This is a genomic window from Photobacterium sp. Hal280 (genome assembly GCF_037162255.1).
Classification (GTDB): Bacteria; Pseudomonadota; Gammaproteobacteria; order Enterobacterales; family Vibrionaceae; genus Photobacterium.
In genome coordinates this window covers 2,481,040-2,496,927 of sequence record NZ_JARLUO010000005.1, presented here as the reverse complement: position 1 = coordinate 2,496,927, position 15,888 = coordinate 2,481,040, and the positions used below count along the sequence as shown (strand labels likewise).

At 50.3% G+C, this 15,888-nt stretch carries 17 protein-coding genes, 1 other RNA gene and 1 pseudogene; 12 read left to right on the top strand and 7 right to left on the bottom strand.

Going from position 1 to position 15,888, the window contains the following annotated elements; translation table 11 throughout:
* The first annotated feature begins 2 nt into the window (after nucleotides 1-2).
* Genes P4S53_RS20795 through P4S53_RS20785 form a run of 3 tightly spaced genes read left to right on the top strand, consistent with a single transcriptional unit; the run spans nucleotide 3 to nucleotide 2,243 of the window.
* The gene (locus P4S53_RS20795; protein WP_337114547.1) at nucleotides 3-347 is read left to right on the top strand and encodes an ATP-binding protein; all 345 of its coding nucleotides are present in this window, start codon (nucleotides 3-5) and stop codon (nucleotides 345-347) included.
* A 16-nt stretch (nucleotides 348-363) separates the two neighbouring features.
* Complete coding sequence (locus tag P4S53_RS20790) at nucleotides 364-951, top strand: hypothetical protein (RefSeq protein ID WP_337114182.1); 588 nt, start codon at nucleotides 364-366, stop codon at nucleotides 949-951.
* Nucleotides 927-2,243, top strand: coding sequence for a hypothetical protein (locus P4S53_RS20785; protein ID WP_337114181.1), 1,317 nt, complete (start codon nucleotides 927-929; stop codon nucleotides 2,241-2,243). The genes P4S53_RS20790 and P4S53_RS20785 overlap by 25 nt, the downstream gene beginning before the upstream one ends.
* A gap of 99 nt (nucleotides 2,244-2,342) precedes the next feature.
* Here P4S53_RS20785 and P4S53_RS20780 read toward each other — a convergent pair.
* The 3 genes from P4S53_RS20780 to smpB all read right to left on the bottom strand — a co-directional run bounded on the left by P4S53_RS20780 (nucleotide 2,343) and on the right by smpB (nucleotide 4,511).
* Nucleotides 2,343-3,450 (bottom strand): IS3 family transposase gene (locus P4S53_RS20780; protein ID WP_337114180.1). Its coding sequence is split into 2 segments (ribosomal slippage): nucleotides 2,343-3,198 and nucleotides 3,197-3,450, totalling 1,110 coding nucleotides; the frame shifts between segments, so codons are not numbered across the junction.
* A 166-nt stretch (nucleotides 3,451-3,616) separates the two neighbouring features.
* Nucleotides 3,617-3,984: a transfer-messenger RNA gene (gene ssrA, locus P4S53_RS20775) on the bottom strand.
* A 44-nt stretch (nucleotides 3,985-4,028) separates the two neighbouring features.
* Complete coding sequence (smpB, locus tag P4S53_RS20770) at nucleotides 4,029-4,511, bottom strand: SsrA-binding protein SmpB (protein ID WP_027253003.1); 483 nt, start codon at nucleotides 4,509-4,511, stop codon at nucleotides 4,029-4,031.
* Nucleotides 4,512-4,653: 142 nt separating this feature from the next.
* On the opposite strand from smpB, the gene P4S53_RS20765 reads away from it, so the two are divergent.
* Together P4S53_RS20765 and P4S53_RS20760 are read left to right on the top strand one after the other, a co-directional pair.
* Nucleotides 4,654-5,088 carry an SRPBCC family protein gene (locus P4S53_RS20765; RefSeq protein ID WP_027253002.1) on the top strand — a complete coding sequence of 145 codons (435 nt, stop codon included), beginning with the start codon at nucleotides 4,654-4,656 and terminating at the stop codon, nucleotides 5,086-5,088.
* Nucleotides 5,078-5,461, top strand: a complete 384-nt coding sequence (locus P4S53_RS20760) for an RnfH family protein (RefSeq protein ID WP_337114179.1) — start codon at nucleotides 5,078-5,080, stop codon at nucleotides 5,459-5,461. Before P4S53_RS20765 ends, P4S53_RS20760 begins: the two co-directional genes overlap by 11 nt.
* A 121-nt stretch (nucleotides 5,462-5,582) precedes the next feature.
* On the opposite strand, the gene bamE is transcribed toward P4S53_RS20760, so the two are convergent.
* The 3 genes from bamE to nadK form a co-directional block, all read right to left on the bottom strand.
* The gene (gene bamE / locus P4S53_RS20755) at nucleotides 5,583-5,939 is read right to left on the bottom strand and encodes an outer membrane protein assembly factor BamE (protein ID WP_046218907.1); all 357 of its coding nucleotides are present in this window, start codon (nucleotides 5,937-5,939) and stop codon (nucleotides 5,583-5,585) included.
* A 175-nt stretch (nucleotides 5,940-6,114) separates the two neighbouring features.
* Complete coding sequence (gene recN / locus P4S53_RS20750; RefSeq protein WP_337114178.1) at nucleotides 6,115-7,782, bottom strand: DNA repair protein RecN; 1,668 nt, start codon at nucleotides 7,780-7,782, stop codon at nucleotides 6,115-6,117.
* A 176-nt stretch (nucleotides 7,783-7,958) separates the two neighbouring features.
* On the bottom strand, nucleotides 7,959-8,837 hold the full coding sequence (nadK, locus tag P4S53_RS20745; RefSeq protein ID WP_337114177.1) for an NAD(+) kinase: 879 nt from the start codon (nucleotides 8,835-8,837) through the stop codon (nucleotides 7,959-7,961).
* A gap of 206 nt (nucleotides 8,838-9,043) precedes the next feature.
* Between nadK and grpE the strand changes: the two genes are divergently transcribed.
* From grpE to dnaJ, 3 genes are all read left to right on the top strand, one after another.
* A complete protein-coding gene (grpE, locus tag P4S53_RS20740) occupies nucleotides 9,044-9,664 on the top strand; it encodes a nucleotide exchange factor GrpE (protein ID WP_337114176.1) in 621 nt (206 codons plus the stop codon).
* A 215-nt stretch (nucleotides 9,665-9,879) separates the two neighbouring features.
* Nucleotides 9,880-11,793 carry a molecular chaperone DnaK gene (gene dnaK / locus P4S53_RS20735; RefSeq protein ID WP_192016946.1) on the top strand — a complete coding sequence of 638 codons (1,914 nt, stop codon included), beginning with the start codon at nucleotides 9,880-9,882 and terminating at the stop codon, nucleotides 11,791-11,793.
* 86 nt (nucleotides 11,794-11,879) lie between these two features.
* A complete protein-coding gene (dnaJ, locus tag P4S53_RS20730) occupies nucleotides 11,880-13,025 on the top strand; it encodes a molecular chaperone DnaJ (RefSeq protein ID WP_337114175.1) in 1,146 nt (381 codons plus the stop codon).
* A gap of 249 nt (nucleotides 13,026-13,274) precedes the next feature.
* Here dnaJ and P4S53_RS20725 read toward each other — a convergent pair whose 3' ends face one another.
* A complete protein-coding gene (locus P4S53_RS20725; protein WP_337114174.1) occupies nucleotides 13,275-13,655 on the bottom strand; it encodes a type IV pilin protein in 381 nt (126 codons plus the stop codon).
* Nucleotides 13,656-13,761: 106 nt separating this feature from the next.
* Here P4S53_RS20725 and P4S53_RS20720 point away from each other — a divergent pair, with 106 nt between their 5' ends.
* The 4 genes and pseudogenes from P4S53_RS20720 (at nucleotide 13,762) to P4S53_RS20705 (ending at nucleotide 15,886) form a co-directional block, all read left to right on the top strand.
* The gene (locus P4S53_RS20720; RefSeq protein ID WP_337114173.1) at nucleotides 13,762-14,364 is read left to right on the top strand and encodes a pilus assembly FimT family protein; all 603 of its coding nucleotides are present in this window, start codon (nucleotides 13,762-13,764) and stop codon (nucleotides 14,362-14,364) included.
* Nucleotides 14,351-14,941 carry a hypothetical protein gene (locus tag P4S53_RS20715; protein WP_337114172.1) on the top strand — a complete coding sequence of 197 codons (591 nt, stop codon included), beginning with the start codon at nucleotides 14,351-14,353 and terminating at the stop codon, nucleotides 14,939-14,941. Before P4S53_RS20720 ends, P4S53_RS20715 begins: the two co-directional genes overlap by 14 nt.
* Nucleotides 14,941-15,138: pseudogene (locus P4S53_RS20710) on the top strand (hypothetical protein); the annotation flags it as partial. The gene P4S53_RS20715 and the pseudogene P4S53_RS20710, both read left to right, overlap by 1 nt.
* A gap of 340 nt (nucleotides 15,139-15,478) precedes the next feature.
* The gene (locus P4S53_RS20705) at nucleotides 15,479-15,886 is read left to right on the top strand and encodes a prepilin-type N-terminal cleavage/methylation domain-containing protein (protein ID WP_337114171.1); all 408 of its coding nucleotides are present in this window, start codon (nucleotides 15,479-15,481) and stop codon (nucleotides 15,884-15,886) included.
* Nucleotides 15,887-15,888: the final 2 nt, after the last annotated feature.

Genomic DNA, 15,888 nt, shown 5'->3' with positions numbered 1-15,888 from the left:
ATATGGTTAAAGGGTTGGTGGCCTTAGTTCTAGAAAATTTACTAGCTAACTCGATATATTGGTTGCAACAAGGGTTAATAGCAGGCGAAAAAAGCAGAGAAGTAATTATTAATATTGATACAGAAACTTATACTTTAAATGTTAGAGATAACGGACCTGGAATAGACCCTTCAGTTAAATCTGATATATTTAGAGCGTACTACTCTAATCGACCGAAAGGTAAAGGATTGGGTTTGTTTATTTGTAAAGAAGTTGCAGATTATCATCAGTGCTCTATATACCTTGATTCAGTTGAAGATAGTGATGGAAGACTTAGAAACTTTATTTTAGAACTACCTAAGAGTTGATTAGTGAGTGATGGAAATGCAAGATAATAAGAAAAAAGTAATTATATTAGATGATGATGTTTTTCCTAAATATTCGGACGTATCTGATTGTGATTTTTATAAAAGAATCAGTGATGAAGATAGTAAAGAATTCTTAGCTACTGTAGAATATTTAGAAAGAAAGAAGATAGAGCACTTAGATGTGCATGATTATGAAGCAATAATTGATTTTATTCAATCTACAAAATTTATAGAAATAGCGCTGTGCGATGATGATTATCTTAGATTGTTTAAAGATGAATCACAAGAATCATTACAGCAACTAATTTGTCAGATTGAACAAACTAGTATCGTTTTTCGTCCTTTTTTTAAGTGTTTCAGTGATGAGAAGCAATTTTTAGTAGAAAGAAAAAATCGAAGGCCGCTTAACTCTAATGAGCTGATTGGTTATGATGTTGTAATTATGGATTTGATGATGAATGATGATTATGACAATAATTTTCCTGGTCTTGCGAATTACCTAGGAGAGTTGTACAAAGATGGAAACCATCCGGGTATTTTTTTAATTTCTTCTAGAGATGAATTAGAAGAGCAAAAAAAATGTTTCGTAAAGAGGCGAAAATAAGCTCTTTGAGTTTTTCTATTTTAAACAAAGAAGTAGATTTAAAATCTAATAGTGCGGAAACTCAAGTCCAGTTGGCTTATGCTCAGATGTGTCGTTCTGAAAAAGAAAGTCGTTTTATCAGAGAATTGTCTTTGAGTCTTGAAGAGGCTATAGCTAAATCAACTCATACATTATTAGAAAAATTATGGACTTTAGATTATCCATATCTTCACCAAATGCACGCTTGTACAACAACGGAAAACGTACCTTTTTCTGATCATTTACTATCTATATTTTCGACAAAGTTGCAATATAGCATGGAGTGTGACGAAGGTTTAAATTTACAAATATCTAATTTAGAAAAACATCTGAATGAATATACAGAAAAACATTGTAGCTTTTCTAAGGAATCACCTAATGCAATGCATGATTTTGAAGCCTCTACATATTTTCTTGGCAAGGCAGTAGATGATATTGAGTTTAATAATGAAATATTACACTTTTTAAGTGAGACACCATCTAAAATACCTTATAAAATTCCTTTTGGTTTGCTATTACGAAAAGGGATTACTTTGGGATTAGATGATTGCTTTTCTGAAGGTGATGAAGTTTTATTAAATTGTACACAACAATGTGATTTAAGTAGGAATATAATCAAGCAAGGGATTAACCTTATTTTTATTCAAGGAAGTCTATCTAGTGGACCATCGAATAAACATTATTCAATACCATTACCAACTGATTTAGATAAAGAAAAAAGAAGATGGTGGATAAATGTAGATGAGAAAAAAATTGTAGCTAAACCATTTTTCGAACTATTGCGATATCTTATTTTAGGCAAATATGCTCCTGTTGCAATTGCACGAGAAAGTGTAGTTCGACAAGTTAGAACTCTTGCATTTCATAATATGTCTCGTACAGAAGCTTCTGTAAAGTCTGGGCATAATAATTTGTTTACAGTTGAATTGATCACGTATGGTCAAGATAATGCAATAAAATACCTGGATGTGCAAGGCCAAGCTAAACAGGTGCTGTTGTATGGTTTTCCTGATGGTGGAAGTGATAAGAGTTATCATCTATTAGATCAAGAGCATGTTGAAGTTATTACTTGGCTTTTAACGAACTCAACTTACGTGAAAGATAAAATATCACAAGAATGTTTAGAGCATGTATTGAAAAATGAGCTTCCTAAAATTAATAAAAAATCTAAATTGATTTCAGGCGTAAAATTTGCTGTGCAAACATGTGAATCTAAACTAGAAAATTTAGTAAGCCAACAATACCCAGTTACTATATTATTTACTATGGTGTAATTATTTGAAATTCAACGGATGTTAAGATGGGATCAAAATAATGGATCGAAATGTTTCTGTCCACTTCCCTTTTTGCGAGACAACCTGTCCACTTCCCCTTTAGCGAGACAATTCAAAACTAGAGGTTTCCAGTTGCCTCCGGTATTCAGCCGGAGGAATATTGCCTAAGCTCTCGTGTGTTCGCTCTTCGTTGTAATCGCACATCCATACCCAAGCCATATCCCGAACCTGCTCAAGTGACTCGAACAAATAGGCATTCAAAAACTCGCGGCGAAATGACCCGTTGAAGCGTTCTACAAACCCATTTTGCTGAGGTTTTCCTGGCTGGATATAAACCAGCTCGATGTTATGAACCTCACACCAGTCGGTTAACTGGGACGATATCAGCTCTGGCCCATTATCCATTCGAAGCTGTTTTGGCAGACCTCGCTCCTGTTTCAAATGCTCTAAGGCGCGCACCACGCGTCCTGCGGGCAAACTCGTATCCACTTCTATCACCAGACATTCTCGGGTCGATTCATCAAGAATGTTCAGTGTCCGAAAACGCTTGCCGCAATATAAGCTGTCATGCATAAAATCGAGTGCCCATTGATAGTTCGATTGATTCACCACATCTAATGGCGTAGCGATGCGAGCCGGTAATACGCGTTTTTGTCGCCTTTTTAGGTTTAATCCCATCCGGCAGTAAACTCGGTATACACGCTTATGATTGAACCCTTTTCCCTTTCGTCGCATTCGCCTGAAGCATTTCCAGAATCCTGCATTGGGTGACTTCTCAAGCACCGCGTTCAGGGCATCGATGACATCGCTGTCGGCAATGCGCCAATCCTTGGGACTTCTGTAGTAGCTGGCCCGTCCCAAAAGCGTGAGTCTGCACGCACGGGTGACACTAAGACCTGCAGCCACCAACATACATGCACAATCGCGCCTGCTGCTGGCTACCAACCCTTTTTTCAAACAGCTCCTTCATGGCCTGGTTTTCTAAACTGACGTCTGCGAACATCTTTTTGAGCTTGGCATTTTCTGCTTCAAGCTCTTTGATTCGCTTGAGCTCAGAGGCGTCCAACCCGCCATATTTGGCTTTCCAGTTATAGTAGGTGGCGCTGCTAATCCCGTGCTGGCGGCAAATATCATCGACCTTCAGGCCCGCATCCGCTTCTTTGAGAATCGCGACTATCTGTGTTTCGGTGAACCGTGACTTCTTCATGGTGATCTCCTGCTGTTATGTGGCAGAAATCTCCAGTTTAGACTGTCTCAGCATAGGGGAAGTGGACAAACCCAAAACGAGGTATTTCGATTCTAAAAACAAAAAGCCCGCCAGGTCAGGACCTTAGCGGGCTTTGTGACATCCGAAGATGTCTTCGTATACGATTTGGTGGAGCTGGCGGGAGTTGAACCCGCGTCCAAAATCAGTCTAACCAATGGCGCTACATGCTTAGTTTGTCTTTAATCTCGTCAAAGCACTGCGAACAAACACGCCATGCTGAGACACACCTGAATTAAATTTAACGCTTCCGCTCCCAGGTCAAAGCTTCCACGCGATCTCGTTTGGGTTTGACTGCCCTGAATCCCCGTCCTACGAGCTAAGGCTAGGGAGGGCAGGCTCTGAGCAGGTTATTAAGCTGCTAGTGCGTAGTTTTCGTCGTTTGCGACTATTTTTTTGCGGCTTTTTAAAGAGGCAAACCGCACCTCTGCATGCTCCACGGGCCTTCTTGATCCTGTCGAATCCTGAATCAGCCCCAGTGAGGTGTTCAATACTAGCAGAAAATTCTGCCAGGTCAATGACTACCGCGAACTGTGCTTCATGATTCGCGCTTTATCACGCTGCCAGTCGCGGTCTTTGGCGTCTGAGCGTTTATCGTGAAGCTTTTTACCTTTCGCGGTCCCTAACTTCAGTTTAACCCATGATCCCTTCCAGTACATGGAAAGTGCCACAATGGTTTCACCGTCGCGGTTGACTGCGCCGGTTAAGCGGTCCAGTTCGCGGCGATTTAACAATAGCTTACGCACACGGGTCGGCTCAGCCACTACGTGGGTCGAGGCGGCATTGAGCGGCGTAAAGGTGGCGCCCGAGAGAAACGCCTCGCCGTTCCGGATAAACACATAGCTTTCGGAAATGTTGGCTTTACCTGCACGCAGGGACTTCACTTCCCAACCCTGGAGCGAAATGCCGGCTTCATATTCATCATGAATCGAAAATTCATGGCGGGCAGACTTATTCAGCGCAATGGTGTTGCTGCCCGGCTTGTTTGGTTTTTTCTTTGCCATAGCTTCTTATTATACGGATTCAAGTTGTTAGGGGAACGTTTTTCCCAGAGGCAATAAGCCATGGAGACACACGATGACTGAATCTTTGGCAGATCGCCGACTAATGGTATCATTACCAGCGATATAGGGTTAAGGAGAAACTATGCCTCAAATCAGTCGCTCTGCACTGGTCCCGTTCAGTGCCAAGCAAATGTTTGACCTGGTGAACGATGTTGAGTCTTATCCGGCGTTTCTGCCGGGATGCTCTGGCACCAAAATTCTGGAAAGCTCTACTGAACATATGATGGCGGCAGTAGACGTTTCCAAGGCTGGGATCAAAAAAACCTTTGTGACTCGTAATCAGTTAGAAGGCATTCATAAGATCAGCATGCAGCTGGTGGAAGGGCCGTTCCGTAAACTGGTGGGTGGCTGGCACTTCACCGAGCTGGATGTTGATGCCTGCAAAGTCGAACTGAAGCTGGATTTTGAATTCACTAATGCGTTGGTGGAAGCTGTGTTTGGCAAAGTTTTTCACGAGCTGACCAACAACATGGTGAATGCTTTTACCCAGAGGGCCAGGGAAGTTTATGAGCTCTGAGCAAAATCATCTGATTCATGTCGAGGTGGTGTACGCGCTGCCCAATACCCAGCGGGTAATCAAGCTGGCGATTACCCCGGATACGCCCGTACAGGAGATCATTGAACGCTCCGGGGTGCTGGAGATGTATCCGGAGATCGACCTGAAAAAGAACAAGGTCGGGGTGTTCAGCCGCACCGTCAAGCTGGATGCTCTAGTGCATGAAGGCGATCGGATTGAGATTTATCGCCCTTTGCTGGCCGATCCGAAAGAAATCCGCCGCAAGCGCGCCGAGCAGGCTAAGCAGGAAGCGCTGGCGGCCAAGAAAGCCAAAGGTGACGCTGCACCAGCGTCAGGCGCGCCAGATGCAAAGGACAGTGATACCGAGCGCTGAGGTTGTCTCGCTGGAAAGGAAGTCAACAGCTGAATGGACTGGCTGCTGAGAATAGAAAATAAAAAAGAAAAGCTCGCCGAGGCGAGCTTTTTTGTGTTCTGGCGCTGAAGCCGTGAGCCGTTTAATTTAACGGATCGTTGAAGTTCGGCCCTGGCTGATAATCCCCTGTCATGCGGGTCAGCAAACGGTTTTGATCAAAGGTGAGAATCAGATCTTTCTGTTCCGGCTCATCATGGCCCGGTTTGTGGTAGAACACATAGTACCAGGTGTTCGGGTATTCAGGTTCAACCAGCATCGGCGAGCCAAGCACATAACGCACCTGTTCCTGATTCATGCCGTATCTGAGGTTATTGATATCTTTTTCATCCAGATAGTTGCCCTGATTGATATCAATACGGTAGACCAAGCGTTCAACCAAAGAGCAGCCACCCAGCAGGCTGACGCTCAGCGCTAACGCGGCAAAAGTTTTCCAGTTCATAGCATCCCGGCAAAATAATCAGTTCTGCTTGTGATGATAAGCAAGTTAGTGTCAGAAGTAAAAGCACTCGACGGGGAACGCCCGCAGAATGCAAAGATTTCGCGGGAGTTCAGACGCTGGAATACTCAGAAAGTTGCATCCGCGGTGCGATTCGCGGGCAACTTTCTGAGCCGGATCATGCTGCGACCAGCAATTCCTTGGCATTGGCCAGTGTGCGCTCTGTGATCTCACTGCCGCCCAGCAGGCGGGCCAGCTCACTGATGCGCGAGCTTTCATCCAGCGCTTTCATCTGGGTTTCGGTCTGGCCTTTGGCGGTTTTCTTGGCAACGAACATCTGCTGATGCCCGCAACCGGCAACCTGCGGCAAGTGGGTCACACAGATCACCTGCGTCGAGGTGCCCAGGGTACGCAGCATACGGCCGACAATCGCAGCCGTCGGGCCACTGATACCGACATCCACTTCATCAAAAATCAGGCTGGGCGTTTCCACTTTCTGCGCGGTGATCACCTGAATGGCCAGAGAAATTCGTGACAGCTCACCGCCCGAGGCCACTTTGCCCAGCGGTTGCAGCGGCTGGCCCGGGTTGGTGGAGACCATGAAGGTAATGGTGTCAAAACCCAGCGGGGTCAGCATGCGTTCCGGATCGCTGTGGATATCAATCTGGAAAATGGCTTTCTCCATACTCAGCTCGTGCATGCTATGCGAGATTTTTTTGTTCAGCTCTTTGGCGTAACGCTGGCGGCTTTTGCTCAGTTTTTCTGCGCTGTCGAGAAAGCTCAGGCGTTTGGCTTCTACTGCATCGGCCAGGGCATCGAGCTTCTCGTCGCCGCCGTCCAGGTTTTCAAGCTCCAGCAGCAACTCCTGATGCTTCTGCCACAGCTCCGCGGGCATCACATAGTGTTTCCGGGCCAGCGACATGATTTTCGCCAGACGCTCTTCGAGATAGACCAGACGTTGCGGGTCCATATCCAGATCGTCCATATAACCGCGCAGCTCCTGGCTGGCTTCCTGGACCTGAATAATGGCTTCTTCCAGCATAGGGGCGAGCGTGCTGAGCTTGCTGTCCATTTCACCCAGCTCAATCAGTTGCTGGCTGGCCTGCTGCAGTAGCTGCAGTGCATTGACCTCATCCCCTTCGTACAGCAAGGCGAGGGCATGCTGGCTGGTGAGTGCGAGATCGCCGGAATTGGACAGGCGCTTGTGCTCTTCTTCGATCTCAGCAAATTCGTCTTCGCCCAGTGCCAGCTCGTTGAGCTCTTTGACCTGATACTGGATCAGCTGCTTTTGCGCTTCGTTATCGGCGCGGTTTTGGCTCAGACGGTTCAGCTCGTTTTTGGCGTGCCGCCAGGCCTGATAATCACTGCTGACTTTTTCCATCAGGGCATGGTGACCGGCATAGTTATCCAGCATTTCCTGCTGGTGTTCCGGACGCATCAGCAACTGGTGTGCATGCTGGCCGTGAATGTTGATCAGCAGCTGGCCCAGTGCTTTTTGCTGGGAGGCGGGTACAGGGCTGCCGTTGATAAAACCACGGGAGCGGCCTTCTTTGGTCACCACACGGCGTAAAATACATTCGTCGCCTTCAATCAGCTCGTTGTCTTCCAGCCAGCGGCGGGCGGCCTGATTGTTGCGCAGCGAGAAGGTTGCATGAATTTCTGCTTTGTCTTCTCCCGGACGGACCATGCTGGCTTCAGCACGGTCGCCCAGGCATAAGCCAAGGGCATCAATCGCTATCGATTTACCTGCACCGGTTTCACCTGTGATGGTTGTCATCCCAGATTTCATTTCAAACTCGAGATTTTTGACAATTGCAAAATTAGAGATCGTCATGTGTGCCAGCATTTGTGTTCACCTGTCTAAATCAACACCTGTTTATTTGCACAGTATATACTGTATCTACATACAGTAAAGTGGTGGCAAACGGATTTATCGTGAAAATTGTGATTAAGGTTAAGTTTCTGATGACATGAAAAAAGCCAGCGCAGGGCTGGCTTGAATAGCGGAAAATGAGGATGGCTTCAGAACAGCTTGCTCGACCAGCCTAACTTGCCGCGCAGTATGTTGTAGTAGCTGTAGCTTGTCGGGTGGATCAGCTGCAGGTGATCCGGACTCTGGTAGATGTGAATTTCATCTCCCGGGCTGACCGGCAGCGATACCTGTCCGTCGCAGCTCACTTCCAGTGTGCGTCCGTCGTCAGGCACAATCAGCTTGATCCTGCGGTTGCCGTCGACCACCAGCGGGCGGCATGACAGCGTATGGGGAAACATAGGCACCAGGGTGATGGCATTGAGGCTGGGTGATAAAATCGGGCCGCCGCCGGACAGCGAGTAGGCAGTAGAACCGGTTGGGGTGGCGATGATCAGGCCGTCGGATCGCTGCGAAAAGGCAAAGCTTTCATCAATATAGACCTCGAACTCAATCATATGGGCGATTTTGTCCGGGTGCAGCACGGCTTCATTGAGCGCGGTATTGCGGCTTTTGATCTGGCCGTGACGGTGAACTTCGGCCTCCAGCAGGAAACGCTGCTCGGTGACAAACTCGCCGTCCAGGACCTTCTCCAGCTCCTGCTCGAAGTTGTCTGGATCTAAATCCGTCAGGAAGCCCAGATTGCCGCGGTTCACGCCGATCACTGAGATATCAAAGCGCGAGAGTACCCGTGCGGCGCCTAACATGTTACCGTCCCCCCCGACGACAATCGCCAGGCTGGCGCGGTCACCGATGGTGAGCAAATCGCACAGTGATTCCGCGGGGACATCCAGATCATGCGCAAGACGGTGATCCACCAGAACCTGGTAGCCTTTGGCGGTCAGCCAGTTGTACAGGCTGGTATGGGTGTGCAGCGCGTCAGGATTTCTCGGCTTGCCAACCAGGGCGATGATTTCAAAAGGGCGCGTCATGTCCTTGATCCAACGGGTAAGAATGGGGCCAGTATAGCCTTAGCCAGAAGGAAATGTCGCCCTTTGTCGTCGATATCGGGTTGAATCGTTGAATTTCATCCCCATAATATGCCCATCACGTTTTCATCGTGGCCGGCACGTTGCGCCTTGCGTGACCGTCCGGCCATGTGTATCACCCTTTTTGAGCTTAGCGGAGTAGCGAAAGCATGAGCAAGAAAGACGAAGTGTTGAACGAAGAAGAACTGCAGCAGGCGCAGACGGAAGCAGAGGCTGAAGCGGCTGCAGACAGCGCGGAAGAACTGACGCTGGACGAGTTGGCACTGTCCCGTATTGAAGAGCTGGAAGCCGCGCTGGCGGTCAGTGAAGCCAAAGTGAAAGAGCAGCAGGATTCCGTCCTGCGTGCCCGCGCTGATATTGAAAATATGCGCCGTCGTACCGAGCAGGAAATCGACAAGGCCCGTAAGTTTGCGCTGGAAAAATTTGCCGGTGAACTGCTGCCTGTGATCGACAACATGGAGCGTGCGCTGGAACTGGCGGACAAAACCGACGAAGCGCTGAAGCCAATGCTGGAAGGCGTTGAGCTGACCCTGAAAACCATGACCGACACGGTAGAAAAATTCGGCCTGAAAGCGATTAACCCGATGGGTGAAGCTTTTAATCCTGAATTCCATCAGGCGATGTCGATGCAGGAAAGCGCTGAGCATGCGCCGAACACTGTGATGATGGTGCTGCAGAAAGGTTATGAGCTGAACGGCCGTGTCGTGCGTCCTGCGATGGTGATGGTCGCGAAAGCTGCACCGGGCGGCAATGTCGATACTCAGGTCTGATCAGCCAGACGGGCAGGCGGCGTGATGAAAGCCCACTCTGGTGGGTTTTTATTTTTTACATTTTTTTCGACCTGCCCCTTGAAAAGGTCTCTGATGGCCTTATTTAGTAGTCATACGATAGCGTAAATGAATGAATTGAGGGCCTTGGCTCTCATGCTCGGTTCTGCATTACGCAGAACGACGCCAGTAAACCAACGAATTTCGGAGAAAGCCAGATGGGTAAAATCATTGGTATTGACTTGGGTACAACCAACTCATGTGTAGCTGTACTGGATGGTGATAAGCCACGCGTTATTGAGAACGCTGAGGGTGATCGCACTACGCCTTCTATCATCGCCTATACACAAGATGGCGAAACACTGGTCGGTCAGCCTGCGAAACGTCAGGCAGTGACAAACCCAGAAAATACCCTGTATGCAATCAAGCGTCTGATCGGTCGCCGCTTCGAAGACGAAGAAGTACAGCGCGACATCGAAATCATGCCTTTCAAAATTGTGAAAGCAGACAACGGTGATGCTTGGGTGGAAGCGAAAGGTCAGAAAATGGCCGCGCCTCAGGTTTCAGCAGAAGTGCTGAAGAAAATGAAGAAAACCGCTGAAGACTATCTGGGCGAGAAAGTAACCGGCGCAGTTATTACTGTTCCTGCGTACTTCAACGATGCTCAGCGCCAGGCAACGAAAGATGCCGGCCGTATCGCGGGTCTGGAAGTGAAGCGTATTATCAATGAACCGACTGCGGCTGCGCTGGCTTATGGCCTGGACAAGCAAGGCGGTGACCGCACGATCGCGGTATACGACCTGGGTGGTGGTACGTTTGATATCTCGATTATCGAGATTGATGAAGTTGAAGGCGAGAAGACCTTTGAAGTTTTGGCAACCAACGGTGACACACACCTGGGTGGTGAAGACTTCGATAACCGTCTGATCAACTATCTGGTTGACGAATTCAAGAAAGATCAGGCCATCGATCTGCGTAAAGATCCACTGGCAATGCAGCGTCTGAAAGAAGCGGCAGAAAAAGCGAAAATTGAGCTGTCTTCTGCTCAGCAGACTGACGTGAACCTGCCGTACATCACTGCAGATGCGACTGGTCCGAAACACATGAACATCAAAGTGACCCGCGCCAAGCTGGAGTCACTGGTTGAAGATCTGGTACAGCGTTCTCTGGAGCCAATGAAAGTGGCCTTGGCTGACGCTGACCTGTCTGTCGGCGAAATCACGGACGTCATCCTGGTGGGTGGTCAGACGCGTATGCCTATGGTTCAGGCCAAAGTGGCGGAGTTCTTCGGCAAAGAAGCCCGTAAAGACGTGAACCCGGACGAAGCGGTTGCCGTGGGTGCTGCGGTTCAGGGTGGTGTACTGGCCGGTGAAGTTAAAGACGTGCTGCTGCTGGACGTGACCCCGCTGTCTCTGGGTATCGAGACCATGGGCGGTGTGATGACCAAGCTGATCGAGAAGAACACCACGATTCCGACCAAAGCGGAGCAAGTGTTCTCGACAGCAGAAGACAACCAGAACGCGGTAACGATTCATGTGCTGCAGGGTGAGCGTAAGCAGGCGAACTTTAACAAGTCCCTGGGTCAGTTCAACCTGGAAGGTATTCAGGCTGCGCCTCGCGGTATGCCTCAGATTGAAGTTATCTTTGACCTGGATGCTGACGGTATCCTGCACGTGTCTGCCAAAGACAAGAGCACAGGCAAAGAGCAGAAGATCACGATTCAGGCATCGGGCGGTCTGAGCGATGACGAAATCGAGAAAATGGTTCAGGAAGCAGAAGCGAACAAAGAAGCGGACAAGAAGTTCGAAGAGCTAGTTTCTGCCCGTAACCAGGCTGATCAGCTGGTACACGGTACCCGCAAGCAAATCGAAGAAGCGGGCGACGCACTGCCAGCCGATGAGAAAGAGAAGATCGAAGCCGCGGTTTCTGAATTGGAAGAAGCACGTAAAGGCGAAGATAAAGAAGCGATTGATGCCAAAGTACAGGCACTGATTGCGGCTTCTCAGAAGCTGATGGAAATTGCCCAGCAGCAAGCTCAGGCCCAGCAAGCGGACAGCGGTGAGCAGACTCAGTCGAAAGACGACGATGTTGTAGACGCCGAGTTCGAAGAAGTAAAAGACGATAAAAAATAAGAGTGTGATCTCATAATCTTATTTGGGCACGGGCGTTTGGGGATACTCTTACGCCCGTAGCTGTATAAGCAGGTGACAGTTTAACTATGTCAAAACGTGATTTTTACGAAGTGTTAGGCGTAGGCCGTGACGCCAATGAGCGTGACATCAAAAAGGCCTACAAACGTCTGGCGATGAAGTACCACCCGGACCGTAATCCGGGCGACGACACGGCGGCGGACAAGTTCAAAGAAGTGAAAACCGCCTATGAAATTCTGACCGATCCTCAGAAGAAAGCGGCCTACGACCAGTATGGCCATGCCGCCTTTGAACAAGGCGGTATGGGCGGTGGCGGCGGCTTTGGCGGCGGCGCTGATTTTAGCGACATCTTTGGCGATGTGTTCGGCGATATCTTTGGTGGCGGTGGCCGTCGTGGTGGTGGTCAGCACCGTGCTCAGCGCGGCGCCGACTTACGCTACAATATGGAGCTGACGCTGGAGGAAGCGGTACGCGGCTGCACCAAGGAAATTCGCGTTCCAACCCTGGTAAACTGTGATACCTGTGAAGGGTCAGGGGCGAAGAAAGGTTCCTCGCCAACGACTTGCGGCACCTGTCACGGTGCCGGCCAGGTGCAGATGCGTCAGGGGTTCTTCGCAGTCCAGCAAACCTGTCCTCACTGTCATGGCCGCGGCAAGATCATTACGGATCCTTGCGGTAAGTGTCATGGTCAGGGCCGGGTTCAGGAAACCAAAACCTTGTCGGTCAAGATCCCTGCCGGTGTGGATACGGGCGATCGGATTCGCCTGACCGGTGAAGGTGAAGCCGGCGAGTTCGGCGCACCAGCCGGGGATCTCTACGTTCAGGTGCACGTGCAGAAACACGCGATTTTCGAGCGTGATGGGAACAACCTCTACTGCGAGGTGCCAGTCAGCTTTACCATGGCGGCACTGGGCGGTGAAGTGGAAGTCCCGACACTTGATGGTCGTGTCAGCCTGAAAGTGCCGACGGAAACGCAGACCGGACGTATGTTCCGTATGCGCGGTAAAGGTGTGAAGTCTGTCCGTGGCGGTGCAGTTGGCGATCTGATCTGCAAGCTGGTGGTTGAAACACCGGTGAACCTGAGCACGCGCCAGAAAGAACTGCTGCAAGAGTTTGAGAACACACTGGCAGGCTCTGATGCCAAAAAGCACAAGCCGCGCTCAGAAGGATTCTTCGACGGCGTGAAAAAGTTCTTTGACGACCTGACCGGCTAACCACTGAGTGACCCGTGATTTATCTCAAAGGCCAGCATGATGCTGGCCTTTGTCGTTTCTGCGGCTGCCCGTTTGTCCCCGCTGCTTTATACCAATCGCAGTAAATAACTGGTCATCCTAGCTTGTTCAAATATTCGATAACTGCGTTAGATTTTTTGATTGTAGAATCACTACTTATCTAAAAAATCTGCCTTGTTCTCAAACATTTTCCCTACGCTATTACTGATCATTTACTTACTTTGATTGGTATTACCAGCACTCAGGCGGAACCGTCGATCCATTGTGCAGCAGTGCAATCGTTCCGCATGCCTGCATTCCGTCTTTGCTTTCGGCCCACAACCTATAATTACCATTCTCCGCTGCAATCCGGTAGGCATAGAAGGGGTTATCAAAACGGCAGGCCGGGCAGAGCGCGGCGGACAACTGCGTCGGATACGCCTGACCCTGAGAACGCTGCTGTTCTATGGCAAGCTGCAACATGATGAGATCGGCCTGGGCCTGGCGCAGATAGGCTTTTTGCTGGTGCGCCTGATAGGCCGGCAGGGCAAACATTGCCAGTATGCCTGCCAGGGCCACGACAATCAGCAGTTCGATCAGTGTCACTCCCTGCTGGCTTCTTGATTTCCTCATCTGTCTTTCCTTTCGATTCACATCACTAAGTCAGTGTTTTTCAGCTGCGTCTTGCCGTTGTTTTGCCATCCTATTGCGCGGTGAAAAAGAATCGGGAGCGAATTCGATGCGAAGTTGGGACTCAGCAACAGAAAACCTGCCAATCAGGCAAGCGCGGTTACATGCTGTTGCGAGCGTCAGAGGGATGACGCTGATTGAAGCCATTGTGGTGCTGTCTGTCATCCTGTTGATCGCGACCTTTGCTGCGCCTTCATTTTCCGATGTCTTTGCCACTCAGCGTTTGCACCGTCTGGTCAGTGAGCTGGAATGGTTGCTGGTTCTGGCCAAATCGGAAGCTGTGATGCGCGGCGAAGATGTGTCGATTGGTTTAGAAAGCATTCCGCAGCATACCGATCCGCACCAAACCGCTCTGCACCATTCCGTGACGTCGCAGCCCGGCACGGACGACTGGACAATCGTCACCAGACTGACTGGTGGTGAGCCTGTGCTCAAGCCGCTGTCCGCCGCTGATTTTCCGCGCCTGACACTGTCGCGGAGTTTCACCGGTGATCAGCTGACTGTGGATAGCCTGACGGGGCGTCCACACGCCGCAGGCAGCTTTTTTGCCGGCCGGGACGGCAAGTCGCAGGTCAGGATCACTTTCAGTAATGTCACCGGCAGAATCTATGTCTGTAGCCTGAGCGGGGAGGCCGGTTATGCCCGGTGCTGAAAATCTCAGCAAGCAGGGCGGATTCAGCTTGACTGAGCTGACGGTCGCGACCGGGTTGAGCCTGATGGTGCTGTCTTTGCTGGTGCAATTGCTGATGGCGGGCAAACAGGCGGCGATGAGCCGTTCGCTGCAGCTGATCCTGGCTCAGGATGTCCAGGATGCGTGGCGCATGTTGTCGGGGGATGTGCGTCGGGCTGGTTTTCAGACAGCAGAGCCCGGGACACCGCTTTTACTGCCGGGGGCGGCTCACACCGTCCATGTGACGGCCGGAGACTGTCTGGTGATGCGCTATGAGCTGGCCGGTCGTGCTGTGGTGAAGGCCTATTATTCGCAGGACGGTGAGTTCAGGGTGCGTTCGTCGCATGACTCTTTTTCGACCCCGGCGCAGGCATGTCAGGGCGGACAAGCGCTGCTGGACTCGCGCTGGATGACGGTGACCGGCTGGCAGGTTCAGTCTGACACTGAACTGGCGGCAGGCGTTCCAGGTCAGCAGTTGTTGGTTCGACTTTCTGTCTCATCCGCCGATGGCTCAGCGCAGCTCGAGGAAAGCATGACGCTGACGGTCAGGAATCCGTGATGAAACGTCAGCGTGCCGCTGTCAGGGCCCAGCAAGGCATCAGCACTTTACTGATGACCAGTCTGATGCTGTCGGTGGCCATGGTCTTTGTGCTGACCAGCTACAGCACCAGCTTTTATCAAATCAAGCGTGCGCAGAATACCGTGTTTTCGCGTCAGGCATTCTGGCTGGCAGAAGGCGGACTGGCGTGCGGGTTTGGCCTGATCGCCGGGCATTTTGAGCATCAGCCGATCAGTACTGAACCCGCGGTGTTTCCCGGTAACCGTGCTGCTGTCTGTCAGTCCACGCAACAAGACCGGCATGTGACGGTCCAGGTTGAGTCTCTGCCGGAAGGCCGGTATCAGGTGAGCGCCGAAGTCCGGGTGGCCGGGAGAGCCAGAGTCAGGCTTCAGCAGGTTGCTGTTGTAAGCTTATGTGGCTCAGCTGCGGAGGCGTTGTCGAGCGAGAAGGATCTGGAGTGTGTCACTTTGGGCCGTTTGCCACAGGTACAAGAGCGGCTGGGGTATCAGGTTCGCTGGTTGCGGGGATCCTGGCAGGATGTCTGATGTCATCACACCTATCGTGTCAAAACAGCAGGGGTTCAGTCTGGTGGAGGTGCTGGTGTCGCTTTTGCTGGTCAGTGTCGGTCTGGCCGGTTTGATGAAGCTGCATGGCTACCTCAATGTCCAGGCAGACAATGCCCTGATCATGCTGTCTGCAGTCAATCTGGCGGAATCACGACTCGAGAGCCTGCGCTTTGCGGCGCAGGGCGTTGCTTCGGAGGCGAGACAGCGTAGGCACACTGAGCAGTACCTTCTGCAGGGTGTCACGATTCGTGTCGAGACTGTGGTGCAGCCAACACAGCCGGGGAGTATCTCATCCGTGGCAGTTCAGGCCAGCTGGCAGGATCGCTGGCAACAGCCGCATCAGATTGTTTTTGAGAGCATGTTCTCGGGACCTCAGTAAAC